Here is a 25,286-nt window from a genome sequence, read left to right as displayed (position 1 = left end):
CTCACCCCACCCCGAGCGCCCGGGCGAACCGGGTCCCCGCGGCCGCCCGGGGAGCGCTCCCGTCCCGCCAAAGGCGGCACGGGTGCACGGAGTTGGCGAGCAGCACCAGGAACGAGTCGGTCGCCGGGTCGATCACCAGGCTGGTCCCGGTGAAACCGGTGTGCCCGGCCGCGCCGCGCCCGGCGAGGGCTCCCATGAACCAGGCCGCGTCCGTCTCGAAGCCCGGATAGCCAGGAAGGGAGCCTTTGGCGTCGAGCAGGGAGCGGCACAGCAGGGCCAGGTCCCAGGCGGTGGAGAACAGGCCCGCGTGCCCGGCGACGCCGCCCATGGCGTAGGCGTTCTCGTCGTGCACGGAGCCGCGGAGCATGCCGCGGTCCAGCCGGCCCCAGGGGCGCCGCTGGTCCTCGGTGGCGGCGATACGGGGAAGCCAGGAGGCGGGCGGGTTGTAGCGGGTGTCGTACATGCCGAGCGGGCCGGTGATCTCCTCGCGCACCAGGGCGTCGACGGACTCGCCGGTCTCGCGTTCCAGGGCGTGCTGGAGGGCGATGAGGTTGAGGTCGGAGTAGATCCGCCCGGCGCCGGGCGCGGCGACCGGCGCCTCCTCCCACAGCAGCCGCGCTCGCGCCTGCGCGTCGGCGTGGTCGTGGAAGGGCAGTTCGGGACGGAGCCCGGAGGTGTGGTCGAGCAGTTGCCGCACGGTGATGCGCCGCTTGCCCGCGGCGGCGAACTCGGGCACGTAGGCGGCCACCTCGCGGTCCGGCTCAAGCCGGCGTACGGCCACGACCGCGGTGAACAGCTTGGTCAGGGATGCCAGGTCGAAGACCGTGTCGGGCCGCATCGGCAGCCACTGGTCCCGGGGGAGTTCGACCCCGCGACCGGACCGCTCGTCGTACCCGCCGTATCGCACTGCCCAGCCCACCGCCTCGTGCAGGGCGACGGTGCCGCCGCGCCCCGCGAGGACGACGGCCCCCGCGCACCAGGGGTACACGGAGGCGGGCGAGGGTTCCAGAAAGGGGGTGATGTCCCCGACGAGCCGGTTCAACTCGTCCGCGCGCAGCTCCGCTTCAGGGCAGGTACCTCTCGACAGCCGCGGGGCCATGCTCCTCCAGCAACTTGCGGGCCTGTTCGAGCCGGGCCGGGGTCGGCTCACGGCCGGAGGCCATGACCAGATCCTCCGGATCGATCATGTGTTCGGACCCGGTGTGCAGGCAACTGTCCGCGGTCTTCCAGGCCCACTTGCTCTCGTCGATCGGCTCGGTCATCACTGCCTCCTGACTCGGCACGGCAATGATCGCAGGGATCACCGTGCCTCAACAGTACGCCGCCAGGGGCGGCACAGCCCGACGAAGCAGACCGCCGCGGCCACCACGCTGCCCAGCTGCACCAGCGCCATCGGCACGGCCGAGTCCTCGCCCGCGACGCCCACGAGCGGCGAGGCCACGGCGCCCACGAGGAAGGAGGTCGTGCCGAGCAGCGCGGAGGCGGAACCGGCCGCGTGCCGGGTCCGCATCAGCGCCAGTGCGTTGGTGTTGGGCAGCACCAGGCTCATCGCCGACATCAGCACGAACAGGCCCGCGGCCACCGGCAGCAGGCCGGCCCTGCCGAACAGGCCGGAGGTCATCGCCAGCAGGGCCAGCGCGGCCAGCGTGATCACCACCAGGCCCACGGCGACCACCTTGTCCATGCTGACCCTGCCCACCAGCACCTTGCCGTTGACTTGACCCAGCGCGACCAGGCCGACGGAGTTGACACCGAAGAGCAGGCTGTAGGTCTGCGCGGAGGCCCCGTAGATCTCCTGAACCACGAACGAGGAGGCGGAGACATAGGCGAAGAGGGCGGCGAACGTGAAGCCGGAGGTGAGCATGTAGCCGGTGAACGCCCGGTCGGCGAGCAGCCCGCGCATCGTGTGCAGGGTCGACCGCAGACCGCCGCGGTGCCGGTCGGCCGGCTCCAGGGTCTCCGGGAGGCAGCGCCACACCAGGAGGATCATCAGCGCACCGACCACGGTGAGCACGACGAAGACCCCCCGCCAGTCGGTGATCCGCAGCACCTGGCCGCCGATGAGGGGGGCCACGATCGGGGCCACCCCGGAGATCAGCATCAGCGTGGAGAAGAAGCGGGCCATGGCGACCCCGTCGTACAGGTCACGGACGACGGCCCGGGCGATGACGATGCCCGCGGCGCCGGTCAGGCCCTGGAGCAACCGGAAGGCGATCAGCAGCCCGGCGCTCGGGGCGAACGCGCACACGGCGGTCGCCAGCACGTACAGGACCATGCCCGCCAGCAGCGGCCGGCGGCGCCCCCAGCGGTCGCTCATCGGGCCGACGACCATCTGGCCGAGGGCGAGTCCGGCCAGGCACGCGGTCAAGGTGAGCTGCACCGTGACGGCGGGGCTGCGCAGCGACTCCGTGACCTGCGGCAGTGCCGGCAGGTACATGTCCATGGAGAGCGCGGGGAGCGCGGTGAGGCCGCCGAGGACGAAAGTCACCAGCAGTCCGGTACGGCCTCCTGGGCGGTCTGCGGCGCGTCGTACCGGGGTTGACGGCCGCGGTGTGGATATCTGGTCGGGCGGGATCGGGCCGGCTTTCGGCATCTGCGTCTCCGTGGTCGATGAATCGTTCTCTATGCTCTCAGCCATCACAAGGTGGGTGAGACCAGGTGGGGGCAGATCCGTGAGTGATTCAGTCGGTGGTTCCGTCGGTACGCCCGGCGGCGCCTCTTCCGCCGGATCCGGGCGCAGGATCCGGTGGGGCATCATCGCGACCGGCGGCATCGCGTCGGCGTTCGCGAGCGACCTGCGGGAGCTCAAGGACGACGCGGAGCTCGTCGCCGTCGGCTCGCGCAGTACCGGGGCGGCGCGCGCCTTCGCCGACCGCTTCGAGGTACCCCGCGCGTACGGCAGCTGGGCCGCGCTCGCCGACGACGAGGACCTGGACGTGGTGTACATCGCCACCCCGCACTCCGCGCACCGCGTCGCCGCGGGACTGTGCCTGCGGGCCGGGCGCGCGGTGCTGTGCGAGAAGCCGCTCACCGTCAACGCGGTGGAGGCGCGCGAGCTGGCCGAGCTCGCGCGCGGGCACGGCCGCTTCCTGATGGAGGCGATGTGGATGTACTGCAGCCCGGTGATCCGCCGGCTCACCGGCCTGGTGGCCGACGGGGCGATCGGCGAGATCCGGGCGGTCCACGCGGACTTCGGCCTGGCCGGGCCCTTCGAGCCCAGCCACCGGCTGCGCGACCCGGCCCAGGCCGGGGGCGCGGTGCTCGACCTCGGCGTCTACCCGGTGTCCTTCGCCCATCTGCTGCTCGGCGAACCGGACGAGGTCCAGGCCTGGGGGCACCTCACCCCCGAGGGCGTCGACGACGCCACCGGCATGGTCCTCGGCTACGACAGCGGCGCGATGGCGGTGCTGAGCTGCTCGCTGACGGCCGACACGGCCCGTACGGCGGTGGTGACCGGGACGACGGGACGGATCGAGTTCCCGCGCGGCTTCTTCTACCCCGAGCACTTCGTGCTGCACCGCGAGGGCAGCGAGCCGGAGGTCTTCGGGCCGCCGGCCGCCCCGTCGGGCAGCGGGCCTCGTGTACTGCACGGGCTGCAGCACGAGGCGATGGAGGTCATGCGCTGCCTGCGGGCGGGCGAGACCGAGTCGCCGCTGGTGCCGGTGGAGGGCAGCCTCGCCGTGATGCGGACGCTCGACACGGTCCGCGACCGCATCGGCGTCCACTACCCCGGCGAGGCCTGAGCCGGAGCGCGGGGGCGCCGACCGCCGGAGGCCCCCGGCGGGGTGTCGCAGGCGACCGGCCCCCGCGGTCCGGCAGACCGCGGCACGAACGCCCCCGGCCACCCACCCGCTACGCAGCCCCAAGGGCATCACCGACGGCTCCAAGGCCGGAGAGAACCACCGCGCCAACCCCCCGGCACCACCCGGCCGGACACGGCGGGCAAGAGCCCCGACGTCGCTGCCGACCGCCCGAGGCCCCCGCCACGGGAAGCCCCCGGCAGGGTGTCGCAGGCGACCGGCCCCCGCGGTCCGGCAGACCGCGGCACGAACGCCCCCGGCCACCCACCCGCTACGCAGCCCCAACGCCGGGCATCACCGACGGCTCCAAGGGCCGGAGAGAACCACCGCGCCAACCTCCCGGCACCACCCGGCCGCCGGACACGGCGGGCAAGAGCCCCGACGTCGCTGCCGACCGCCCGAGGCCCCCGCCACGGGAAGCCCCCGGCAGGGTGTCGCAGGCGACCGGCCCCCGCGGTCCGGCAGACCGCGGCACGAACGCCCCCGGCCACCCACCCGCTACGCAGCCCCAAGGGCATCACCGACGGCTCCAAGGCCGGAGAGAACCACCGCGCCAACCTCCCGGCACCACCCGGCCGGACACGGCGGGCGAGAGCCCCGACGTCGCTGCCGACCGCCCGAGGCCCCCGCCACGGGAAGCCCCCGGCGGGGTGTCGCAGGCGACCGGCCCCCGCGGTCCGGCAGACCGCGGCACGAACGCCCCCGGCCACCCACCCGCTACGCGGCCCCAAGGCCGGGCATCACCGACGACTCCAAGGCCGGAGAGAACCACCGCGCCAACCCCCCGGCACCACCCGGCCGGACACGGCGGGCAAGAGCCCCGACGTCGCTGCCGACCGCCCGAGGCCCCCGCCACGGGAAGCCCCCGGCGGGGTGTCGCAGGCGACCGGCCCCCGCGGTCCGGCAGACCGCGGCACGAACGCCCCCGGCCACCCACCCGCTACGCAGCCCCTTGCACACGCACGCCCCAAGGCCGGGCATCACCGATGACTCCGAGAGGGGGAGAGAACCACCGCGCCAAGCCGCCGGTCGCGAGCGGCAGACGGACAGGCCCCGACGCTTCGCAGCGCACCCGGGGCGCGATGGCGCCGACGCGGCGCCGCACCCGCTACGCGGCCCCGTGCGCCGGGGCGATGTCCTGGATGCGGCGGGCGAGGTCGAAGTCCTTGTTCGTGAGCCGGCCGCCGGCGGCGTGCGTGGTGACGGCGACGGCGACCGTGTTGTACCCGAGCGTCAGATCGCTGTGGTGATTGACCTCGTCCTGGATCTGCGCGATGTGCACCACGAAGACCGCCCCCGGCAGATGCGGGAGCCGGTAGGTGCGCTCGAGGGTCGCGCCGTCGTCGGCCAGGGACCAGCCGGGCAGCTCGGCCAGGCGGTCCTCGATCTCCTTGTGGGACAGGGGCTCTGCGTAGGGCGGCATGCCGCCATGGTCGCACCGCCTACGCTGCGGGGCCATGGACGTCAACAAGACCGCGGACAGGAAGATCGCCGTCGTCACCGGCGCCGGCTCGGGCATCGGGCGGGCGGTGGCCCGGGAACTGTCGGCCGCCGGCTGGACGGTGGCGCTGGCGGGACGGCGCGAGGAGGCGCTGCGGGAGACCGCGGCGACGGCGGCCGGCGAGACGGCCGTCATCCCGACGGACGTCACCCGGCCGGAGGCGGTGGAGGCGCTGTTCGGCGCCGTTGCCGCGCGCTGGGGCCGGGTGGACCTGCTCTTCAACAACGCGGGCCGGGGAGCCCCCGCCGTCCCGCCGGACGAGCTGTCGTACGACGACTGGCGGGCGGTCGTGGACGTCAACCTGCACGGCGCCTTCCTGTGCGCGCGGGCGGCGTTCGCCGCGATGCGGGCGCAGGATCCGCAGGGGGGCCGGATCATCAACAACGGCTCCCTGTCCGCGCACGTGCCGCGTCCGCTGAGCATCGCGTACACCGCCACCAAGCACGCCGTGACCGGACTGACCAAGTCGCTGTCGCTGGACGGCCGCCCGTACCGGATCGCCTGCGGTCAGATCGACATCGGCAACGCCGCGACCGACATGACCGAGCGCATGGCGGACGGAATCCTGCAGCCGAACGGCGCCCTCGTGCCAGAACCGCGCATGGACGTGATCAACGTGGCCCGCACGGTCGTGCACATGGCATCCCTCCCGCCGGAGGCGAACATGCAGTTCGCGACGGTGATGGCGACGGAGATGCCGTATATCGGACGCGGCTGAGCCTGGCAGAGAACGACCAATTCGCCTACGGAATCGGTCAAGTGCGAAATACGTCCCATAGGCCCGCTTGCGTCGCGTTACGTTGCGGCATGCTCTCCAAGCACCACCGTGACGTATGGTCAGAACCACCGCCCGTGGACGACCCGGAAGCCGGTGCCGGGATCGACGGTCCCGAGACCGAACTCATATCGCTGCCCGGGCCCGTCTTCGTCGATTCCAGCGGGCGACGGGCCCGCATGGTCCGCAGGGCCGGCTGGGCGGTCGGCGCCGCCTGTTCCCTCTACACGGCCGCCCTCGTACTCAGCCTCTCCGGCGCGACGCCGATCGCGCCGAAGACGCTGTTGCCGCTGCCGGGGGTACCGAGCACAGCGCCGGACGACGCGGGCTCCTCGGGGACGGGAGAGGTCGACGTACCGGCCGACCAGGCCGCTCCCCCGGCACCGGCAGGGCTGTTCCGGGCGGGGACGGGCCCGGCTCCGTCCCCGTCCGGCAGCGCCCGGCCGCGGACGTCCGCCTCCGCCGGCCCGCGCACCACACCCACCGGCCACGCAACCGGCAGCACCGGCCCGAAGGCCAGCACGTCCCCCACGCCGCGCGCGACCAGGACCGGCCCGCCCGCGGTGTCGCCGACGCCCAGCGCCTCGGTGAGCCCGTCCGGCGGTCCGTCGGTCTCGGCGTCGGCGCAGCCCTCCGGCTCCTCCACGTCCGTCCCCGCGGTACCGCCCGCCGACGGCACCGACCAGCAACCGCAGGGCGGCTCGTGATAGCCCTGCGGCCCCGGCTCGTCATTCCCGTCCTCGCGCTCGTCGTGCTCGTGTGCGTGCTGCTGCTCGGCGGCTACGTACGCGGGGACTTCGAGGCCGACCACCGGGTGCACCCGCCGGTGGCCACCGACCAGGTCCCCGAGGCGGTACTGGACGGCGGTCCGGTGGTGGACTCCACCGGCGACCGCCCGCGCTCGTACCGCACGCCGGACCGCACCATCGCCCTCACCTTCGACGACGGACCGGACCCGGTCTGGACGCCGGAGGTGCTCGACGTGCTGCGGCGGCAGAAGGTGCGGGCCACCTTCTTCGTCACCGGCAGCAACGCCGCCCGCCACCCGGATCTGATCCGCCGGATGGTGCGGGAGGGGCATGAGATCGGCGTGCACACCTTCGCCCACCCGGACCTGGTGTACCAGTCCCCGGGGCGGGTCGACCGCGAGCTGTCGCAGACGCAGCTCGCGCTCGCGGGAGCCGCCGGCATCCACAGTTCGCTGTTCCGCCCGCCGTACTCCTCCACGGCCGACGCCCTGGACGACCTGTCCTGGCCGATCGTCCAGCAGGTCGGCCGCAAGGGCTATGTCACCGCCTTCATCGACCAGGACGCCGAGGACTGGCGCCGGCCCGGTGTCCAGGCGATCGTCGACGGCTCCCTCCCCAAGAAGCCGGGGAAGGGCGCGATCGTGCTGATGCACGACGCGGGCGGCGACCGCTCCCAGACGGTGGCCGCGCTCGACCGGCTGATCCCGCTGCTCAAAGAGCGCGGCTACCGCTTCGAGACGGTCGGCGAGGCGGTCGGGGCCAGCTCCACCAACCACTCGGTCGCCGGGGCGGAGTTGTGGCAGGGGCGGATCTTCGTGGCCGCCGTGGAGCTGTCCGAGGCCGCCGTGCCGGCCCTCGCCGTCCTGCTGGCCGCCGTGGGCGTGCTCGTCCTGGCGCGGTTCGCCGCGATGCTGCTGCTGGCCCGACGGCACGCCCGGCAGCGCCGCAGGCGCGGCTTCCGCTGGGGACCGGCCGTCACCGAACCGGTCAGCGTCATCGTGCCGGCGTACAACGAGAAGGAGTGCATCGCCCACACGGTCAACTCCCTGGCCTCCGGGGAGCATCCGATCGAGATCGTGGTCGTCGACGACGGGTCCAGCGACGGCACCGCCGACATCGTGGAGGCCCTCGGCCTGCCCGACGTCACGGTGGTGCGGCAGCCCAACGGCGGCAAGCCGGCCGCGCTCAACAACGGCGTCGCGCACGCCCGGCACGACCTGATCGTGATGATGGACGGCGACACGGTCTTCGAGCCGGCCACCGTCCGCGAACTCGTCCAGCCCTTCGCCGACCCGCGGGTCGGCGCGGTCGCCGGCAACGCCAAGGTCGGCAACCGCAGCCGGATGATCGGGCGCTGGCAGCACATCGAGTACGTGATGGGCTTCAACCTCGACCGCCGCATGTACGACCTGATGCGCTGCATGCCGACCATCCCCGGCGCCTGCGGGGCCTTCCGGCGCGACGCGCTGCGCGACGTGGGCGGCATGAGCGACGAGACCCTCGCCGAGGACACCGACGTCACCATGGCCCTGCACCGGGCCGGATGGCACGTCGTCTACGCCGAGCGGGCCCGCGCCTGGACCGAGGCGCCGTCCACGGTGCGGCAGTTGTGGAAGCAGCGCTACCGCTGGAGCTACGGCACCATGCAGGCGATGTGGAAGCACCGCGGGGCGGTGCTGGACCGCGGCCACTCCGGCCGGTTCGGCCGGGTCGGGCTGCCGCTGGTGGTGCTCTTCCAGGTGCTCGCCCCGCTGCTGGCGCCGCTGATCGACGTCTTCGCGGTCTACGGGCTGGTGTTCATGGATCCGTTTCGCACCGCGGTCGCGTGGGTCGCGGTGCTGGGTGTGCAGGCGGCGTGCGCCGCGTACGCGTTCCGGCTCGACGGGGAGCGGCTGCGGGACCTGTGGCCGCTGCCGCTGCAGCAGGTCCTCTACCGGCAGTTGATGTACCTGGTGCTGCTGCAGTCGTGCATCACCGCGATCAACGGCGGTCGGCTCGGCTGGCACAAACTGCGGCGCACCGGCGAGGTCGGCACCCCGCCCGTGGCCGCCGGGAGCGAACGGTGACACCCCGCCCGTCCGACCACCCCTTCCCGGAGGACCCCATGCACGCCCACGACCCCCGCGGCGGCCGCCCGGCGGGACCGCCCCCGGTACCCGTGCCGGTCCCCGGTCCCGGGGGCGGGCGGCGGCGCGCCCGCGTCGCGGCGGAGCACGGCGCGACCGTCACCGTCGACGCGCCGGAGCGGGACCGGGCGGGCGGCCCGGACGGGCCGCCGGCGCGGGGCGGCGCTCCCCTCGCGACCGCCGGAGCCCCGGCCGGTGCGGCCGCCACGGCGGGTGCCGCCGGGGGAGGCGGCGGGGGCCGGGACCGCTATCTCGACCTGCTCCGGGCGCTGGCCCTGGTACGGGTGGTGGTCTTCCACACCTTCAACTGGGCGTGGCTGACCTTCGCCTTCCCGTCCATCGGCGTGATGTTCGCGCTCGCCGGCTCGCTGATGGCGCACTCGCTCAAGCGCCCGGCCGCCTCGGTGCTGCGCAGCCGGGCGCGGCGGCTGCTCGTGCCGTACTGGTTGTTCGCGGCGGTCGTCGTGGGCGCCATGCTCGTGCACGGCTGGCACATCCGCTCCTGGCCGCGGATGCTGCTGTGGGTCCTGCCGCTGGCGGACCCGCCCCGCATCGCCTGGGCCGAGCAGATGACGGACCCGCTGTGGTACATCCGCACCTATCTGTGGCTGGTCCTGCTCTCGCCGTGGCTGCTCAAGGCCTTCCGCGCCGCGCCCAGGGCCTGCCTGGCCGTGTGCGGGGTGCTGGTCGTCCTGGCCCAGTACGACCGGCTCCCGCTGACCGAGCCCGCGCTCACCCCGGCCGTCGACCTGGCCACCTTCGGGGCCTGCTGGCTGCTCGGCTTCGCGCACCGGGACGGGCGGCTGGACGCGCTGCGCGCCCGCACCGTGCTGGGCCTGGCGGCGCTCTGCCTCGCGGCGGGCGGCTGGTTCGCCCTCACGCATCCGACCGACGAGGGCTTCGACCTCGGCGAGATCCCGCTCGCACAAGCGCTGTGGTCGGTCGGTTTCGTCCTCGTGCTGCTCCGCTTCCGCCCGCGCCGGCTGAGCCGCGTACCGGTGGCGGACGGCGCGGTGGGGCTGCTCAACGCCCGTGCCGTGACGGTCTATCTGTGGCACGAGGTCGCGCTGTTCCTCAGCGTCCCGCTCATCGACCGCATGTGGGAGGTGCCCTTCTTCGAGGCCCATCTGCCGCTGGACGCCACCTGGTTCCAGTTCCTCATGGCCTGGCCGCTGATCGGCGCGGCCATCGTGCTGACCGGCTGGGCCGAGGACGTCGCCGCGCGGCGCAGACCGCACCCGTGGCCGACGGGCGGCGGAGGGCGCCGCGCACGCGCCCGCCGCCACATGTGAAGATTCCGTGCGCTGTTCGTGCACGTTCTCTGTACGCTGACCCATCGAATTCGCGCCACCCTTGGGGGGAACCCGCATCATGCGCACCCGTACCACGCTGACCTGCCTGCTCACGGCGATATCCGCGACCGCCGCCACGCTCACCCTCGCGGCCCCCGCCGCCGAGGCCGCCGGCTCCGTCCACCTCGCCAAGATCTACTACAACAGCCCCGGCGCCGACCGCGGTTCCGACGCGAGCCTCAACGCCGAGTGGGTCACGATCACCAACTCCACGTCCCGCGCGGTCAGCCTGAAGGGCTGGACGCTCACCGACGCGTCCCGCCACACGTACACCTTCGGCGCCTACTCCCTCGGCGCCGGCAAGACCGTCAAGGTCCACACGGGCCCGGGCCGCAACACCGCGGGCAACCGCTTCCAGAACCGCGACTGGTACGTCTGGAACAACGACAAGGACACCGCGACCCTGCGCAAGGCCGGCGGCGCCAAGGCCGACACCTGCGGCTACAACAGCACACGCTCGGACTACAAGAACTGCTGATCTCCTCCCACGGTGCCGGGATCTGTTCGCACCGTGCACATCCACGCCGCCGGGCCCCCTGGGCCCGGCGGCGTTTGCGAGGGTGAGGGCCGCCAACCCCCTCGCGAACAGGAGTGGTTCCCGTGACCGCCGCAGACGACGCCGAGCGGATCGAGCAGGCCGAGGCCTCGGGCCGGCCCCCGGTCGTCTTCGTCCACGGGCTCTGGCTGCTGCCCAGTGGCCGGGACCGCTGGGCCGCCCTGTTCGAGGAGACCGGGTACACCCCGGTCACCCCCGGATGGCCCGACGACCCGGAGACCGTGGAGGAGGCCAACGCCCATCCCGAGGTCTTCGCCCGCAAGGGGGTCGCCAGAGGTCGCCGACCACTTCGCCGGCCTCATCGGCGGGCTGGACCGCAAGCCGGCCGTCATAGGCCACTCCTTCGGCGGCCTGATCACCCGGATCCTCGCCGGACGCGGCCTGTCGGCCGCATCGGTCGCCATCGATCCCGCGCCGTTCCAGGGCGTGCTGCCGCTGCCGTTCTCCTCGCTGCGCTCGGCGGCCCGGTCCTCGGCAATCCGGCCGACTTCCACCGCACGGTGCCGCTGACCTACGACCGGTTCCGCTACGCCTTCGCCAACGCGGTGAGCGAGGAGGAGGCGCGCGAGCTGTACGGGACATTCGCCGTGCCCGCACCCGGCGAGCCGCTGTTCCAGGCCGCCGTCGCCGACTTCAACCCGTGGAGCGGGACCAAGGTCGACACGGAGACCGCGGAGCGCGGTCCGCTGCTGCTGGTCTCCGGCGAGAAGGACCACACCGTGCCGTGGGCCGTCACCCACGCCTCGCACAAGAAGCAGCACCGCAACGAGCACGCCGTCACCGAGGTCACCGAGATCCCCGGCCGCGGTCACTCGCTGACCATCGACAGCGGCTGGCGCGAAGTCGCCGAGACCGCGCTCGGATTCGTCAAGCGCTTCCACTGAGAGCGCCGGCCGGGCCCGGCGTACGCGAAGCGGCAGACGAGCCGAGCCGTACGCCGGGTTCTGTGTCCCGGTCGGCCTCGCGGCCGGCCGGGCGACGGCCATCCATCTAGGACCGGCGTTGCCGCCGGCCTCGTGCGGTCTACCCGCGGACTCGGGCGGGCAGCCCTCGAACGTCCGCGCAGAGCACCTGTTACAGCGCCCCTCTTGACCTTGCTCCAGGTGGGGTTTACCTAGCTGCCCAGGTCACCCTGGGCACTGGTGGTCTCTTACACCACCGTTTCACCCTTACCGGGTGCCTTGCGGCTCCCGGCGGTCTGTTTTCTGTGGCACTGTCCCGCGGGTCACCCCGGGTGGGCGTTACCCACCACCTTGCCCTGTGGAGCCCGGACGTTCCTCGGCAGGACCGTGGTCCTGACGCGGCCGTCCACTCGGCTCGTCTGCCGTGCCGCCATGTTACCCGGCGATCATGCCGGGGCGAAAAGCAGCGTGTGCCGTTCCACGTCGGCCTCGGCGAGGCGCACGCTGCCGCCCCTGACACGGGCGACGACGGCGGGGTCGCACAGATGGACGGTGCCGGCGGTGGGGTCGTTCTCGCGGACGTCGATGACGTAGGCGTCGAAGACGTCGCCCACCCGGTCCTTGAGGAGGGCGGCCTCGACGACGGAGACGGAGGCGCCCTCTATGCGGGCGGCGAGCTGGGAGCCGGTGCGCATCCGCTGCGGCAGGTCGCGGTAGGCGCCGGTGACCCAGTCCGGCGGGGTGCGGCCGGCGGAGGCGGCGAGGCAGAACTCCCCGGCGTAGCGGTCGACCAGGCGGCGCAGCGGCGCCGTGCAGTGGGTGTAGGCGTCGGCGACGGCGGCGTGCAGCAGCGGTGAGGCCGGGTGACCGGGCCAGAACGGGGTGTAGTCGGCGCCGCGGAAGGGCTGGTGGCCTCGTGCAGGAAGGCGGCGTGCCCGGTGCGGCCGGGTCCAGGGAGCGGATCAGCTCGGCGTACGAGGTCATGTGCGGCCAGTCGATGTGCAGCGCCTGGGTGACCCTCCTGAGCCGGGCGACCTCGCCGTGCGGGGCGAGCGGGAGCGTCCGCAGGATGCCCGTGCCCGCGGCGATCATCAGCTCGGCGGCGGCCATACCGGCGAGCAGCGAGATCTGGGCGTTCCAGGACTCGGCCGGCAGCGGAGCGCGGTACTCCAGGGAGTAGCCGTCGCCCTGCTCGACCACCTCCTGCTCGGACACGTCGAGGGAGATGCCGACGCGCCGCCGTTCCTGTTCCTGGCGCAGCCGGCCGATGGTCCGCAGCAGGGCCAGCGGTTCCTCGGCGGTGCCGTCGTCGAGGTCGCGCTGCACCTCCGCGTAGTCGAGCCGGGCGCGGCTGCGCACCCGGGCGCGGCGGACGTCGACGCCGGTGACGCCGCCGTCCGCGTCCAGGTCGATGCGCCACAGCACGGCGAGCCTGTCCCGGCCGGGCAGGAGGCTGGCGGCGTCCTCGCTGAGCACGGTGGGGTGCAGCGGGACGCGGACGTCGGGGAAGTAGAGCGTGGTGACCCTGCGTTGGGCCTCCGTGTCGACCGCGCCGCCGGGTGCGACGAAGGCGGCGGCATCGGCGATCGCGTAGTGCACGCGTCAGCCGCCGTCGCGGCGGGCCAGGTGCATCGCCTGGTCGAGGTCGCGCGAGCCGGGCGGGTCGATGGTGAACAGCGGCAGGCCGGTGGCGTCCTCGTGGCCGTTCACGCCCGGTGTGCGGGCCGCCTGTTCCGCCTCCGCGAGCACGGCGGGCGGGAAGGCGGCGGGCACGTGCAGTTCGGTACGCAGGGCACTGAGCGCGTTCCGCAGCGGCTCGCCGTCGGCGGCCTTCACGCGCAGGGGGCGACGAGGCATGGAGCGAGCGTAATTCCGGCGGCCGTAGGCTTCACGAACACAGGAGAACGTGAAGGAGAACCACCGTGCTCGTCCTGCTGCCGCCGTCCGAGGGCAAGGCCGCTCCCGCCACCGGGAAGGCCGTGGACCTGGACGCCCTGTCGCTGCCCGGACTCACCGCCGCGCGGCGCACGGTGCTGGACGAGCTGGTGGGGCTGTGCGCGAGCGACGACGCCGACGCCGTACTCAAGGCGGCCGACGTGCTGGGTCTCAGCCCCGGCCTGCGCGGCGAGGTGGCCCGCAACGCCGGGCTGCACCGTGCTCCTGCGCGCCCGGCCGGGCAGATCTACACCGGGGTGCTGTACGACGCGCTGGGCCTGGCCACGCTCAGCCCGGCGGCGAAGCGGCGCGCGGCGCGCTCGCTGCTGATCTTCTCGGGGCTGTGGGGCGCGGTCGGCGTCAAGGACGCGATCCCGGCCTACCGCTGTTCGATGGGCGTCAGGCTGCCCGCGACGGGGGCGCTCGGCACATTCTGGCGGGACGCGATGACGGACGTCCTGCCGGAGGCGGCGGAGGCCGCCGGTGGTGGCCTCGTGCTGGACCTGCGGTCGTCGGCGTACGCGGCGGCGTGGAAGCCGAAGGGCGCGTTGGCCGGGCGGACGGCGACCGTGCGGGTCGTGCAGGCCGAGACCCGGACGGTCGTCAGCCACTTCAACAAGGCGACGAAGGGGCGCATGGTGCGCGCCCTGCTGGAGTCGGGGGCCCGGCCGGGCGGCCCGGCCGAACTGGCCGACGCGCTGCGGGAGCTGGGCTTCCGGGTGGAGGTGCAGGGTCCGGGGCGCATCGACGTGCTGGTGACGGACGTCCACTGAGACACCGGCGTTGCGCGGGCTGCAACGACTGTTGCGCCAGTCGCGTCGCCCCGGCAGCATCCCGGGCATGCTGCTCGACCGCGCCCCCGTGATCCCCGTCGTCGTGCTGGAGGACGCCGCCGACGCGGTGCCGCTGGCCAGGGCCCTGGTGGACGGCGGGCTGCCGGTCGTGGAGATCACGCTGCGGACTCCCGCCGCGCTGGACGGGATCCGGGCCGTCGCCCGAGAGGTGCCCGAGGCCTTCGTCGGGGCCGGGACCGTGGTGCGGGAGGAGCAGGCAGCCGCGGCGGTGGACGCCGGGGCGCGGTTCCTGGTCAGTCCCGGCTGGACCGAGCGGCTGCTCGGCGCCGCGCGGGCGACGGGGGTGCCGTATCTGCCGGGGGTGTCGACCGCGTCCGAGGTGGTGGCGCTGGCCGAACGCGGCGTGACAGAGCTGAAGTTCTTCCCCGCCGAGGCCGCGGGCGGCACGGCGTACCTCAGGGCACTGGCCTCGCCGCTGCCGGATGTGCGCTTCTGCCCCACCGGGGGCATCGACCAGGCCCGTGCGCCGGAGTACCTGGCGCTGCCGAACGTGGCCTGCGTCGGCGGGAGCTGGATGGTCCCGCGGGACGCGCTCCGGTCCCGCGACTGGCCCCGCGTCCGCGCGCTGGCGCGGACGGCGGCCGGTCTGCGGGGAGCCTGAACGTTCCGTCCGGCTCAGTCGTCGTCGCCGGACGCCTCCATGCGGCGGTGCCTGCCGTGCGGCGCGGCGGGCACTTCTTCGGAGGAGGCGGGGCCGCGGTGGCGACCATGGAGATCGGCCGCGTCCTGCCGGCTCGCGGCGGCGTTCTCGAATCGGGAGTCTGACATGCGAGGACTCTCTGTCGGTGGCTTACGGGGCGCAGGAACCGTGCTGCCGACGCGCCGTCGTACCACCGCACGCCGAAATGGCAGCGCAGCCCCCGGTCGGAGTCTACCGGTCATGATCCAGCCGCCAGCGGCGCCTTCTGCAGAGGAAGGACCGGGCTGCTCCTGGACTCCTCCGGCGCGGGCTCCGAGGCCCCCTCGGGAACGGCGGTCAGGGACGGCGGAAGCGGCGCGGGGGCGTCGTAGTCGACGATGCCGCAGGGACAGTGCACGCACGCGTACGGCAGCCGCAGCACACCCCGCGGCGACCACATACCGGTCCCGGCGAGCCAGCCCTCGGGGGCGTTGAGCCAGGTGGCACGGCGCTCCCCCGGCCGCCAGACCGCCAGCGACGTGCCGTGCGGGCCGTCGGCACGCAGCGCGACCGCGCAGGACTCGGGCATCAGCACCTGGCCCGGCTGCGCGGCGAACGGGGTGAGGACGGCGTCGGGGACGCGCAGGCACTCCGCGAACCGCATCGGCTGCCTGCTGCTGAGCACGCCCCAGCCGATGCGGTCCTCACCGGTGGCGTCGCTGCGGACTATGAGGAGTCCGCTGTCGGGCTCGGCGAGCAGCAGCCGGTCGTTGCTGTCATCGGTGATCTGCAGCAGCGGGCTGACCGCGCCGCCGCCCCGCAGGTCCACAGCGACGGTCTTGACCGTCCCGTCCGTCTCGCGGTCCAGGGCGAGCACACCGCCCGCCCGGTCGAGCCACGCGCCGCCCCCGCAGCGGCCGTGGATCTCCGCGAGCCTGCGTGGCGGGCCGTCGCTGCCGTCGTGGACCAGCCACACCGAGGTGCGGGTGACCACGGGGTCGTAGGCGAGGGCGAACGCGAGCCCGGACGCGGGCGGCGGCAGCAGGCGCACCTCACTGTCCTGGCCGCCCGGGCCGTCCGGGACCGAGCCGAGCAGCAGTTCGCCGGTGCCGGGACCGGTCGGGTAGAGCAGCGCGACGTCGTGCCGGTCGGCGACGCGACGGCGGATGAGGACCCGGCCGTCGGGCAGCGGCAGCACCTCGGAGCACTCCTCCTCGGGCTGGTTGCCGGGCAGCGGCACGGTGTACGGCTCGGGCCCGCCGAGCGTCCAGCGCTCGGGGTACCAGCCGTCCCCGCCGTCGGGCGTCCGGACCAGGCACGCGGCGTAGGAGCCGTCCGCGGCGATCGTGAACCCGGCCCGCGGCACGGCGCCGGCGCCGGTGCCGGTCTCGGTTGCGCAGGCTGTCATCGGTGTGGCTCACCTCCTGACCACGACGCTAGTTTTCGCACGCGCAGCCGCCCGACACGAGTCGGTGTGCTTCACACATAAGGGTGGCTCTCGTCCGGTTCCGTCGGACTTCGTGCGTTCGGTGTGCTCATGACCAGCCGGGAATTCCTGCCGCCCGGTACCGGCGCGGTAACCTCGACCCCGTGCCGAAACTGTCCGACGTCATCGCCGCCCTCGAAGTCCTCTGGCCGCCGGAGTGGGCCGAGCAGTGGGACGCCGTCGGCCTGGTCTGTGGTGACCCGGACGCCGAGGTCCGGCAGGTGCTCTTCGCGGTCGACCCGGTCCAGGAGGTCGCCGACGAGGCGATCCGCCTCGGCGCCGATCTGCTCGTCACGCACCACCCGCTCTGGCTGCGCGGCACCACGACGGTGGCCGCGACCGGCTTCAAGGGCCGCGTGGTGCACTCCCTGATCAAGAACGACGTCGCGCTGCACGTCGCCCACACCAACGCCGACCGCGCCGACCCCGGGGTCTCGGACGCCCTCGCGGCCGCCCTCGGACTGCGCGTCACCGGCCCCCTGGTGCCGGACCCGACGGACCCGGCCGGGCGCCGCGGCGCCGGCCGGCTCGGCGAACTGCCGGAGCCGATGACGCTGGCGGAGTTCGCCGAGCGGGCGGCCCGCGGCCTGCCGGTGACGGCGACCGGGCTGCGCGTCGCGGGCGACCCCCGGCGGCAGGTGCGCACCGTCGCGGTGTGCGGCGGCAGCGGCGACAGCTTCCTCGACGACGTGCGCAGGTCCGGGGCCGATGTCTACGTGACGGCCGACCTGCGCCACCACCCGGTGTCGGAGGCGCAGCAGGCAGGCCCCCCGGCACTCGTCGACGCCGCCCACTGGGCGACCGAGTGGCCCTGGTGCGAGCAGGCCGCGCGCCGGCTCGACGAGGTCGCGGAACGGAACGGCTGGGACGTGCGCACCCATGTGTCGCACGCCGTCACCGACCCGTGGACGGCCCACGCCACCGCCACTGCCCCTCCGCACGTCCCGCACGTCTCCCTCGAACCCACGACCTCAGGAGCCCCCCGCTGAACGCCGCGCCCGCAGACCAGATCCGACTCCTCGAGGTCCAGGCACTCGACGCGCGCATCGCGCAGTTGGACCACAAGCGCCGGACCCTTCCCGAACACGCGGAGATCGAGCGCCTCTCCTCCGACGTGACGCAGCTGCGCGACCTGCTGGTCGCCGCCCAGACCGAGGAGAGCGACACCGCCCGCGAGCAGATCAAGGCCGAGCAGGACGTGGACCAGGTGCGCAAGCGCGCCGTCCGCGACCAGGAGCGGATGGACTCCGGCGCCGTCTCCTCGCCGAAGGACCTGGAGAACCTCCAGCGCGAGATCGTCTCGCTGGCCAAGCGGCAGAGCGACCTGGAGGACGTCGTCCTGGATGTCATGGAGCGCCGCGAGTCCCTCCAGGAGCGGGTCCAGGAGCTGACCGGGCGCCTGGACTCGGTGCAGGCCAAGGCCGGTGAGGCCGAGACCCGGCGGGACGAGGCCCAGCGCGGGATCGACGCCGAGGGCATGACGGCCGCCAAGGAGCGGGAGATCATGGCCGGTGCGGTCCCGGCCGACCTGCTGAAGCTCTACGACAAGCTGCGGGCGCAGTCCGGCGGCGTCGGCGCGGCCCGGCTCTACCAGAAGCGCTGCGAGGGCTGCCGGCTGGAGCTGAACATCACCGAGCTGAACGAGGTGCGCACGGCGGCGGCCGACGCGATCGTGCGCTGCGAGAACTGCCGCCGCATCCTGGTCCGCACGCCCGAGTCCGGCCTGTAATGGCCCGGACGTTCACCGTAGAGGCCGACGGCGGGTCCCGGGGCAACCCGGGCCCGGCCGGGTACGGTGCCGTGGTGTGCGACACCGCCACGGGCGAAGTGCTCGCCGAGGCCGCCGAGTTCATCGGCACGCACACCAACAATGTGGCCGAGTACCGGGGTCTGATCGCCGGTCTGCGGGCCGCCCGGGCGCTCGACCCCGAGGCGCAGGTGCGGGTGCGGATGGACTCCAAGCTCGTCGTGGAGCAGATGTCGGGCCGCTGGAAGATCAAGCACCCGGACATGCGCCCGCTCGCCGCCGAGGCCCGCTCGGTCCTGCCGCCCGCGCAGGTGACCTACGAGTGGATCCCGCGCGAGAAGAACAAGTACGCCGACCGGCTGGCCAACGAGGCGATGGACGCGGGCAAGCGGGGCCGGCAGTGGGAGCCGAGCCGGTCCACGGCCGCCCTCGCGACGGCTGCGGCCCCCGCGGCGGAGGCCGTCGTGCCGGCGGCGGTGGACGACGACCCCGAGCCGCTCGGCGAGTCCGGGACCGCGGTGGGCTGGGGCGACGCCGACATGGGCACCCCGACCACGTTCGTGCTGCTGCGGCACGGCGAGACCCCGCTCACCCCGGAGAAGCGATTCTCCGGCAGCGGCGGCACCGACCCGGAGCTGTCGGAGAAGGGGCTGTGGCAGGCGCGCCGGGCGGCGGACCTGCTGGCCGACCGTGGCACCGTCCAGGCCGTCGTGTCCTCCCCGCTCAAGCGCACCCGGCAGACCGCGGAGATCGTCGCGCAGCGGCTCGGCCTCGACGTGCGCATCGAGGACGGCGTGCGTGAGACGGACTTCGGCGCCTGGGAGGGGCTGACCTTCGGCGAGGTCAAGGAGCGCTTCCCGCAGGAGCTGACGGCCTGGCTGGCCTCGCCCAAGGTCGCGCCGCCCGGCGGCGAGAGCTTCGCCTCCACCGCGCGGCGGGTCGCCCTCGCCCGCGACAAGATGATCGCGCGCTACGCGGGCCGCACCGTCCTGGTCGTCACGCACGTCACTCCGGTCAAGACGCTCCTGCGACTCGCGCTGAACGCGCCGCCGGAGTCGCTGTTCCGCATGGAACTGTCGGCGGCGGCGCTCTCCGCGGTGGCGTACTTCGCGGACGGCAACGCCTCGGTGCGGCTGTTCAACGACACCTCCCACCTGCGCTGAGCGAGCGGTACCCCGGCCTCCGCGAGGGTCTCGCGGAGGCCGCCCGCCCGTCCTGCCGATGAGCTGACATTCCGTCAGTCACCGCGCCTCCCATGACATTTGTCCCGGGGAACCGCGTACTTTCCCCTCTGCCCCTGCCCGGTCCTCCCCCCGTACCGTCGTGGGCATGACGACGACTGTGAGCTTCACCCGGGCGGTCAAGACCTTCGGCGCGGTGCGCGCCGTGGACGAGGTGGACCTGGAGATCCGGCGCGGTGAGTCCGTGGCCCTGCTCGGTCGCAACGGGGCGGGCAAGTCCACCTCGATCAGCCTCCTGCTGGGGCTCGACACCCCGGACAGCGGCGAGGTCCGGCTCTTCGGCGGCACCCCGCAGGAGGCGGTGCGGGCCGGACGGGTCGGCGCGATGCTCCAGGACGGCCGGCCGATCCCCCGGGTCACCGTGCGGGAGCTGCTCACCTTCGTGGCCCGCACCTACCCCGATCCGCTGCCCGTCGCCAAGTCCCTGGAACTGGCCGGGCTCACCGACTTCGCCGACCGCCGGGCCGACCGGCTCTCCGGTGGCCAGGCACAGCGCGTGCGCTTCGCGGTCGCCCTGGCGGGCAACCCCGAACTGGTCGTGCTGGACGAGCCGACCGCCGCCCTCGACGTCGAGGCACGGCGCGCCTTCTGGGACTCCATGCGGGCCTACGCCGCGCACGGCAACACGATCCTGTTCTCCACGCACTACCTGGAGGAGGCGGACGAGAACGCCAACCGGATCGTCGTCATCGACCGCGGCCGGATCGTCGCCGACGACAGCGGCGAGCGCATCAAGCGCGCGGTGGGCGGCAACCTGGTCGCCCTCGACCTGGCCGGCGCCGCCACCGAGGGCCTGCGGCGACTGCCCGGCGTGGTCTCCGTGGAGGTCCGCGGCGACCGTGCCCACCTGCGCAGCTCGGACTCCGACGCCACCGTGGTCGCGCTCGCGGAACGCGGCATGATCCGCGGCCTGGAGGTCACCGCGGCCAGTCTGGAGGACGCGTTCCTCACCCTCACCTCGCGGAACGCCGACGGCACGCCGGCCGGCCCGCTCACCGCCCCGACCGATCTCACCGAGGAGACCGTCTGATGCTGCTCGCCTACGTCGCGCTGGAGATCCGCCGCACCCTGCGGGACACCGGATACGTGATCTTCGGGATCGGCATGCCGGTCATGATGTACCTGCTCTTCACCAACCTCGGCGTCTCCGGCTCCGATGAGGACAAGGCCGCCGCGCTGGCCTCGATGATCGGCATGGCCGCGTACGGGGCGCTGGGTTCGGCCCTGGCCGCCGGCACCGGTGTCGCGGAGGACAAGGGGCACGGCTGGCTGCGCCAGTTGCGCATCACCCCGATGTCGCCGTCCCAGGTGGTCGTCGGGCGCTGCCTCAGCGGCTCGGTCACCGTGCTCCCCTCGCTCATCGCCGTCCTGCTGGCCGGAGGCATCGTCAACGGCGTCGACCTGCGGCCGTGGCAGTGGGCGGCGGTCGCCGCCCTGCTGTGGGCCGGCACCGCGCCGTTCACCCTGCTCGGGCTCGGCAACGGTTACCGGCTGACCGCGCAGACCACCGGCGTGGTCAACGTCGCCTGCAACCTGGGCCTGTCCGTGGTCGGCGGCCTGTGGTTCCCCACCTCGCTCTTCCCCGGCTGGCTGCGGGCGGTCTCCCGCTGGACCCCGTCCCACCGCTTCGGGGAGCTCGGCTGGAGCGTCACCGGCGGAACCGCGCCGCACCTGGGCACGGTGGTGGTACTGGCGGGCTGGACAGCGGCGTTCGGCGCGTACGCGGTGTACGCGTACCGTCGCTCGGCACGCACCGTGTGATGAACACGCCACGAGGCACGCACGAGGAAGGCGGGACGGCCATGACGATGTCCGAGGAGTGCGGGACGGCACGGGCGCCGTGGACGTCCCGCGCCTGGCGCGCGTGGGAGCGGCGGCGCCCGCGCGGCCCGCGGGACATCTCGGAGGCGATCGAGGACCTCAAGGCCCCCACCCCCCTGAGCTTCCTGCCCTGGCTGCTGATGGGCGTGGGCGCGCTCTCCCACCTCCTCCAGGGCGAGGCGTCCAACCCCTGGCTCGGCGGGCTCGGCCTGCTGACCTTCAACTCCCTCTACGTAGCCGTCGCGTTCACCGCCTTCAAGCCCCGAGCCGTGGCGCTCGGGGTGCCGCGACTGCTGCTGCTCCCGCTGGGCGCCCTCACGTACGCGCTCGCCATCGGCTACGGCGGCAGCTGGCTGCTGTTCTTCCCGCTGCTGTCGCTGGCCGTCGGGATCGTCGTGCGCGGCCGTCACATGGGCCTCGTCCTGGTCGGCCTCGCCCTGTCCGCGGGCCTGGTCTCCGGCTGGCGCAGCGCCGATCTGTGGAACGGCGTCTCCGTGGGCTACGGCTCACTGATCTCGGGCCTGGTGACGGCGGCGATGCTGCGGCTCTTCGACGCCATCGCGCAACTGCGCGCCACCCGGCAGGAACTGGCCCGGCACGCCGTCGCCGAGGAGCGCCTGCGCTTCTCCCGCGACCTGCACGACCTGCTGGGCCACACCCTCTCGGTGGTCGTCGTGAAGTCCGAGGCCGCCCGGCGGCTCGCCCCTCGTGACATCGACGCCGCCCTGGCCCAGGTCGCCGACATCGAAGCGGTCGGCCGGCAGGCCCTCACCGAGATCCGCGAGGCCGTCACCGGCTACCGCGAGGGCAGCCTGTCCACCGAACTGGACCGGGCCCGCTCGGCGCTCACCGCGGCCGGCGTCGAAGCGGTCGTCGTGGAGACCGGCCCGCCCCTGCCGCCGCAGACCGAGGCGCTGCTGGGCTGGGTCGTACGGGAAGGGGTCACCAACGTCGTACGGCACAGCGGCGCGGCCTCCTGCCGTATCGCACTGGCCAGCGGCGGCGGGCAGGTACGGCTGGAGATCACCGACGACGGGCAGGGCGTGGGCTCGGAGCCGGTCACCTCCGGTTCGGGCCTGAAGGGCCTCACCGAGCGGCTGGCCGCGGCGGGCGGCTCCCTGCGGGCGGGAGCGGCGTCCCGTACCGGCTTCCGGGTGGTCGCGGAGCTTCCGGTCGAGGAGGAACAGGCCGCATGAGCAGCGCCGACAGTCTCGTGAGGGTCCTGCTGGCGGAGGACCAGGGCATGATGCGCGGCGCCCTCGCGCTGCTGCTCGACCTGGAGGACGACATGCAGGTCGTCTCGCAGGTCGCCGCGGGCGACGAGATCGTGGCCGCCGCCCTGGAGGCCCGGCCGGACGTCGCGCTGCTCGACATCGAGCTCCCCGGCCGCAGCGGGCTCGACGCGGCGGCGGAACTGCGGGAGCGGCTGCCCTCCTGCAAGGTCCTCATCCTCACCACCTTCGGCCGCCCCGGCTATCTGCGCCGCGCGATGGACGCCGGCGCCGCGGGCTTCCTCGTCAAGGACGGCCCCGTCGAGGAGCTGGCCGCGGCCATCCGCCGCGTCCTGGCCGGGCACCAGGTCATCGACCCGGCCCTCGCGGTCGCCGCCCTCAGCACGGGGCCGAGCCCGCTGACCGCGCGCGAGAAGGACGTCCTCAACGCGGCCGTCGACGGGGCGACGGTCGCGGACATCGCGACGCGGGTGCGGCTCTCGGAGTCCACGGTGCGGAACTATCTGTCCTCCGCGATCGGGAAGACGGGGACGCGGAACCGCACGGAGGCGGTGCGGGCGGCGCGCCACAACGGGTGGCTCTAAGTTTTCCCCCCCCGCCCTCCTCCAGCCTTCGGCCGGGGGTGCCCCAACACCCCCGCCCCCTCCGTAGGGTTCGCGCCTGATCCCCGGTGGGGGGTTATGGACGGGACCGTGCGCAGGCAGCCGTTGGCGCAGCGCCCACGAATGCCCACCCGTCACACCCCAGACACCACCCCCACCGGCCGTCAGTCGCCCCACCCACCCGGAGGGGGTGTGGCGGGGTCTCCCCCAGCCGTAGCTGCGGGAGGGGCAGCGGCGACCGCGGTGTCGATGCCGATTGATGTGGGGGTAAACCGCGAGCGCCGTGGGGGTCCCCACAGCCGAACCGCGCCGGGTTGGGGGAGGGCGGGAGGGCGGGGGGAAAGCCCGGTCGTACGGTAGGGCACGATGGGGGCATGCCCACCCCCCAACCCCCCGCGGACGCGCTCGCCGCGTTCACCGCGGCCAAGGGATTCATGCCCCCGCACGAGGGCCTCGCGCTGTACGCCGCCGCCGTGGACGCGGCCACGCGGCTGCCCGGGCTGCCCCTGCTGGAGGTCGGCACCTACTGCGGCCGGTCCACGATCCTGCTGGCCGCCGCCGCGCGGGAGGCGAAGACCGTCGCCGTCACCGTCGACCACCATCGCGGCAGCGAGGAGCAGCAGCCCGGCTGGGAGTACCACGACCCGACGCTGGTCGATCCCGCGGTGGGCCGGATGGACACGCTGCCGGCGTTCCGGCGGACGCTGCACGCCGCCGGCCTGGAGGAGTACGTGATCGCGGTCGTGGGCCGCTCCCCGCAGGTGGCCGCGGTGTGGGGGAAGCCGCTGAGCCTGGTCTTCGTCGACGGCGGCCACACCGACGAGCACGCCACGAACGACTACGAGGGCTGGGTGCCGCATCTCGCCGAGGGCGGCCTGCTGGTGATCCACGACGTGTTCGAGGACCCCGCCGACGGCGGTCAGGCGCCGTGGCGGATCTACCGCCGGGCCCTGGAGTCGGGGGCGTTCACCGAACTCTCCGTGACCGGTTCACTGCATGTCCTGCGGCGTACGGGCCCGGCAATCCCGCCCGGCCGATAGCATCGCGGACGTGTTCAAGACGATGGGCAGCACCGCCGTGGTCGTGACCGCGGCGCTGGTGCCGACATGTGCGGCGGCGTGGCTGGTGTGGGGCGCGACGAGCGACCCCTCGGACCAGGGGCGCGACCGCGACGTCCCCCAGAGCGTGGCGGCGCTGCCGTCGGGCTCCCCGCACTCGCCCGGAACGTCGGACGCCAAAACCCAGACCACCAAGCCGCTTGCGGGCCGGGTCGTCGTGCTCGACCCGGGCCACAACCCCACGAACAACCGGCACACCAGCCAGATCGCCCGCAAGGTCGACATCGGCACCGCCCGCAAGGAGTGCGACACCACCGGTACGGCCACCAACGCCGGGTACCCGGAGGCGTCGTACACGCTGGACGTGTCCCGTCGGGTGCGCAAGCTGCTCGCGGCCCGGGGGGCGACGGTGAAGTACACCCAGGACGGCAACCGCCCCTACGGCCCGTGCATCGACGAGCGGGCCCGGATCGGCAACAACGCGAAGGCCGACGCGGTGGTGTCGGTGCACGCCGACGGCTCGGCGGCCGGCAACCGCGGCTTCCACGTCATCCTGCCCGCCTCCGTCCACAAGGGCGTCGCGGACACCCGGGCGATCGTCAAGCCCTCGCGGCTGCTGGGCACCGCCCTCAAGAACCACTTCAAGCAGGCGACCGCCACGAAGCCGTCCAACTACATCGGCCACGGCACGGGCCTGGACGTCCGCGGCGACCTGGGCGGGCTCAATCTCAGCAGGGTGCCGAAGGTGTTCATCGAGTGCGGCAACATGCGCGACCCCAAGGACGCGGCGCTGCTGTCCAGCGCGGCATGGCGCCAGAAGGCCGCGCAGGGTATCGCGGACGGCATCACGGCGTACTTGGAGGGCCGTGGGTGAGCGGCAGGTGAGCGTTGGGTCCCGATCCTGTCACCGGAGGCCGTACCGGGCGCATC

At 73.7% G+C, this 25,286-nt stretch carries 23 protein-coding genes, 1 other RNA gene and 2 pseudogenes; 17 read left to right on the top strand and 9 right to left on the bottom strand.

Features of this window, described 5'->3' with window-relative positions:
* Nucleotides 1-7: 7 nt before the first annotated feature.
* The 3 genes and pseudogenes from RV983_RS25535 to RV983_RS25525 form a co-directional block, all read right to left on the bottom strand.
* Nucleotides 8-1,099, bottom strand: a pseudogene (locus tag RV983_RS25535) (serine hydrolase domain-containing protein); the annotation flags it as partial.
* On the bottom strand, nt 1,065-1,262 hold the full coding sequence (locus RV983_RS25530; RefSeq protein WP_319662505.1) for a hypothetical protein: 198 nt from the start codon (nt 1,260-1,262) through the stop codon (nt 1,065-1,067). The pseudogene RV983_RS25535 and the gene RV983_RS25530, both read right to left, overlap by 35 nt.
* Before the next feature lie 38 nt (nt 1,263-1,300).
* On the bottom strand, nt 1,301-2,593 hold the full coding sequence (locus RV983_RS25525; RefSeq protein ID WP_475990453.1) for a multidrug effflux MFS transporter: 1,293 nt from the start codon (nt 2,591-2,593) through the stop codon (nt 1,301-1,303).
* A 148-nt stretch (nt 2,594-2,741) separates the two neighbouring features.
* Here RV983_RS25525 and RV983_RS25520 point away from each other — a divergent pair, with 148 nt between their 5' ends.
* Nucleotides 2,742-3,743, top strand: a complete 1,002-nt coding sequence (locus RV983_RS25520; RefSeq protein ID WP_475990452.1) for a Gfo/Idh/MocA family protein — start codon at nt 2,742-2,744, stop codon at nt 3,741-3,743.
* 1,165 nt (nt 3,744-4,908) lie between these two features.
* Here RV983_RS25520 and RV983_RS25515 read toward each other — a convergent pair.
* Nucleotides 4,909-5,223: a 4a-hydroxytetrahydrobiopterin dehydratase gene (locus RV983_RS25515; protein WP_475988057.1), complete on the bottom strand. Its 315-nt coding sequence runs from the start codon at nt 5,221-5,223 to the stop codon at nt 4,909-4,911.
* A gap of 34 nt (nt 5,224-5,257) precedes the next feature.
* Here RV983_RS25515 and RV983_RS25510 point away from each other — a divergent pair, with 34 nt between their 5' ends.
* Nucleotides 5,258-6,019: an SDR family oxidoreductase gene (locus tag RV983_RS25510; RefSeq protein ID WP_475988056.1), complete on the top strand. Its 762-nt coding sequence runs from the start codon at nt 5,258-5,260 to the stop codon at nt 6,017-6,019.
* A 280-nt stretch (nt 6,020-6,299) separates the two neighbouring features.
* Here the strand turns inward: RV983_RS25510 and RV983_RS25505 are convergent, their stop codons facing one another.
* Entirely contained in the window at nt 6,300-6,722 is a 423-nt protein-coding gene (locus RV983_RS25505; RefSeq protein ID WP_475988055.1) for a hypothetical protein, read from the bottom strand.
* A gap of 57 nt (nt 6,723-6,779) precedes the next feature.
* Here RV983_RS25505 and RV983_RS25500 point away from each other — a divergent pair, with 57 nt between their 5' ends.
* From RV983_RS25500 to RV983_RS25485, 4 genes are all read left to right on the top strand, one after another.
* A complete protein-coding gene (locus RV983_RS25500; protein WP_475988054.1) occupies nt 6,780-8,891 on the top strand; it encodes a bifunctional polysaccharide deacetylase/glycosyltransferase family 2 protein in 2,112 nt (703 codons plus the stop codon).
* Complete coding sequence (locus tag RV983_RS25495; RefSeq protein WP_475988053.1) at nt 8,888-10,243, top strand: acyltransferase family protein; 1,356 nt, start codon at nt 8,888-8,890, stop codon at nt 10,241-10,243. Before RV983_RS25500 ends, RV983_RS25495 begins: the two co-directional genes overlap by 4 nt.
* Nucleotides 10,244-10,322: 79 nt before the next feature.
* The gene (locus RV983_RS25490) at nt 10,323-10,781 is read left to right on the top strand and encodes a lamin tail domain-containing protein (protein ID WP_475988052.1); all 459 of its coding nucleotides are present in this window, start codon (nt 10,323-10,325) and stop codon (nt 10,779-10,781) included.
* 122 nt (nt 10,782-10,903) lie between these two features.
* Nucleotides 10,904-11,743, top strand: a complete 840-nt coding sequence (locus tag RV983_RS25485; protein ID WP_475988051.1) for a lipase family protein — start codon at nt 10,904-10,906, stop codon at nt 11,741-11,743.
* 33 nt (nt 11,744-11,776) lie between these two features.
* On the opposite strand, the gene rnpB is transcribed toward RV983_RS25485, so the two are convergent.
* Both rnpB and RV983_RS25475 read right to left on the bottom strand, forming a co-directional pair.
* An RNA gene (gene rnpB, locus RV983_RS25480) (RNase P RNA component class A) lies at nt 11,777-12,179 on the bottom strand.
* A gap of 28 nt (nt 12,180-12,207) precedes the next feature.
* Nucleotides 12,208-13,618 (bottom strand): annotated as a pseudogene (locus RV983_RS25475) (RNB domain-containing ribonuclease).
* Between the two features lie 65 nt (nt 13,619-13,683).
* Between RV983_RS25475 and yaaA the strand changes: the two are divergent.
* Together yaaA and eda are read left to right on the top strand one after the other, a co-directional pair.
* Complete coding sequence (gene yaaA / locus RV983_RS25470) at nt 13,684-14,469, top strand: peroxide stress protein YaaA (RefSeq protein WP_475988050.1); 786 nt, start codon at nt 13,684-13,686, stop codon at nt 14,467-14,469.
* Nucleotides 14,470-14,536: 67 nt separating this feature from the next.
* On the top strand, nt 14,537-15,151 hold the full coding sequence (gene eda / locus RV983_RS25465) for a bifunctional 4-hydroxy-2-oxoglutarate aldolase/2-dehydro-3-deoxy-phosphogluconate aldolase (RefSeq protein WP_475988049.1): 615 nt from the start codon (nt 14,537-14,539) through the stop codon (nt 15,149-15,151).
* Nucleotides 15,152-15,165: 14 nt separating this feature from the next.
* Here eda and RV983_RS25460 read toward each other — a convergent pair whose 3' ends face one another.
* Nucleotides 15,166-15,318, bottom strand: a complete 153-nt coding sequence (locus RV983_RS25460; protein ID WP_475988048.1) for a hypothetical protein — start codon at nt 15,316-15,318, stop codon at nt 15,166-15,168.
* 110 nt (nt 15,319-15,428) lie between these two features.
* Nucleotides 15,429-16,577: a hypothetical protein gene (locus tag RV983_RS25455; RefSeq protein ID WP_475988047.1), complete on the bottom strand. Its 1,149-nt coding sequence runs from the start codon at nt 16,575-16,577 to the stop codon at nt 15,429-15,431.
* 182 nt (nt 16,578-16,759) lie between these two features.
* Here RV983_RS25455 and RV983_RS25450 point away from each other — a divergent pair, with 182 nt between their 5' ends.
* The 9 genes from RV983_RS25450 to RV983_RS25410 all read left to right on the top strand — a co-directional run bounded on the left by RV983_RS25450 (nt 16,760) and on the right by RV983_RS25410 (nt 25,230).
* Nucleotides 16,760-17,644 (top strand): Nif3-like dinuclear metal center hexameric protein, encoded by an 885-nt coding sequence (locus RV983_RS25450; protein ID WP_475988046.1) that lies wholly within the window; start codon nt 16,760-16,762, stop codon nt 17,642-17,644.
* A complete protein-coding gene (locus tag RV983_RS25445) occupies nt 17,641-18,384 on the top strand; it encodes a zinc ribbon domain-containing protein (RefSeq protein WP_475990451.1) in 744 nt (247 codons plus the stop codon). Before RV983_RS25450 ends, RV983_RS25445 begins: the two co-directional genes overlap by 4 nt.
* Entirely contained in the window at nt 18,384-19,565 is a 1,182-nt protein-coding gene (locus RV983_RS25440; RefSeq protein WP_475988045.1) for a bifunctional RNase H/acid phosphatase, read from the top strand. The genes RV983_RS25445 and RV983_RS25440 overlap by 1 nt, the downstream gene beginning before the upstream one ends.
* Nucleotides 19,566-19,731: 166 nt before the next feature.
* Nucleotides 19,732-20,673: an ABC transporter ATP-binding protein gene (locus RV983_RS25435; protein WP_475988044.1), complete on the top strand. Its 942-nt coding sequence runs from the start codon at nt 19,732-19,734 to the stop codon at nt 20,671-20,673.
* Nucleotides 20,673-21,404, top strand: coding sequence for an ABC transporter permease (locus RV983_RS25430; protein ID WP_475988043.1), 732 nt, complete (start codon nt 20,673-20,675; stop codon nt 21,402-21,404). The genes RV983_RS25435 and RV983_RS25430 overlap by 1 nt, the downstream gene beginning before the upstream one ends.
* Before the next feature lie 47 nt (nt 21,405-21,451).
* Nucleotides 21,452-22,660: a sensor histidine kinase gene (locus tag RV983_RS25425; protein ID WP_475990450.1), complete on the top strand. Its 1,209-nt coding sequence runs from the start codon at nt 21,452-21,454 to the stop codon at nt 22,658-22,660.
* Nucleotides 22,657-23,280, top strand: a complete 624-nt coding sequence (locus tag RV983_RS25420) for a response regulator (RefSeq protein WP_475988042.1) — start codon at nt 22,657-22,659, stop codon at nt 23,278-23,280. Before RV983_RS25425 ends, RV983_RS25420 begins: the two co-directional genes overlap by 4 nt.
* A gap of 392 nt (nt 23,281-23,672) precedes the next feature.
* Nucleotides 23,673-24,338: a class I SAM-dependent methyltransferase gene (locus RV983_RS25415; protein WP_475988041.1), complete on the top strand. Its 666-nt coding sequence runs from the start codon at nt 23,673-23,675 to the stop codon at nt 24,336-24,338.
* A gap of 22 nt (nt 24,339-24,360) precedes the next feature.
* The gene (locus RV983_RS25410; RefSeq protein WP_475990449.1) at nt 24,361-25,230 is read left to right on the top strand and encodes an N-acetylmuramoyl-L-alanine amidase; all 870 of its coding nucleotides are present in this window, start codon (nt 24,361-24,363) and stop codon (nt 25,228-25,230) included.
* The last annotated feature ends 56 nt before the right edge of the window (nt 25,231-25,286 follow it).

The sequence above is a fragment of the Streptomyces sp. RLA123 genome (assembly GCF_056270165.1).
This window is presented reverse-complemented; position numbering and strand designations above follow the sequence as displayed.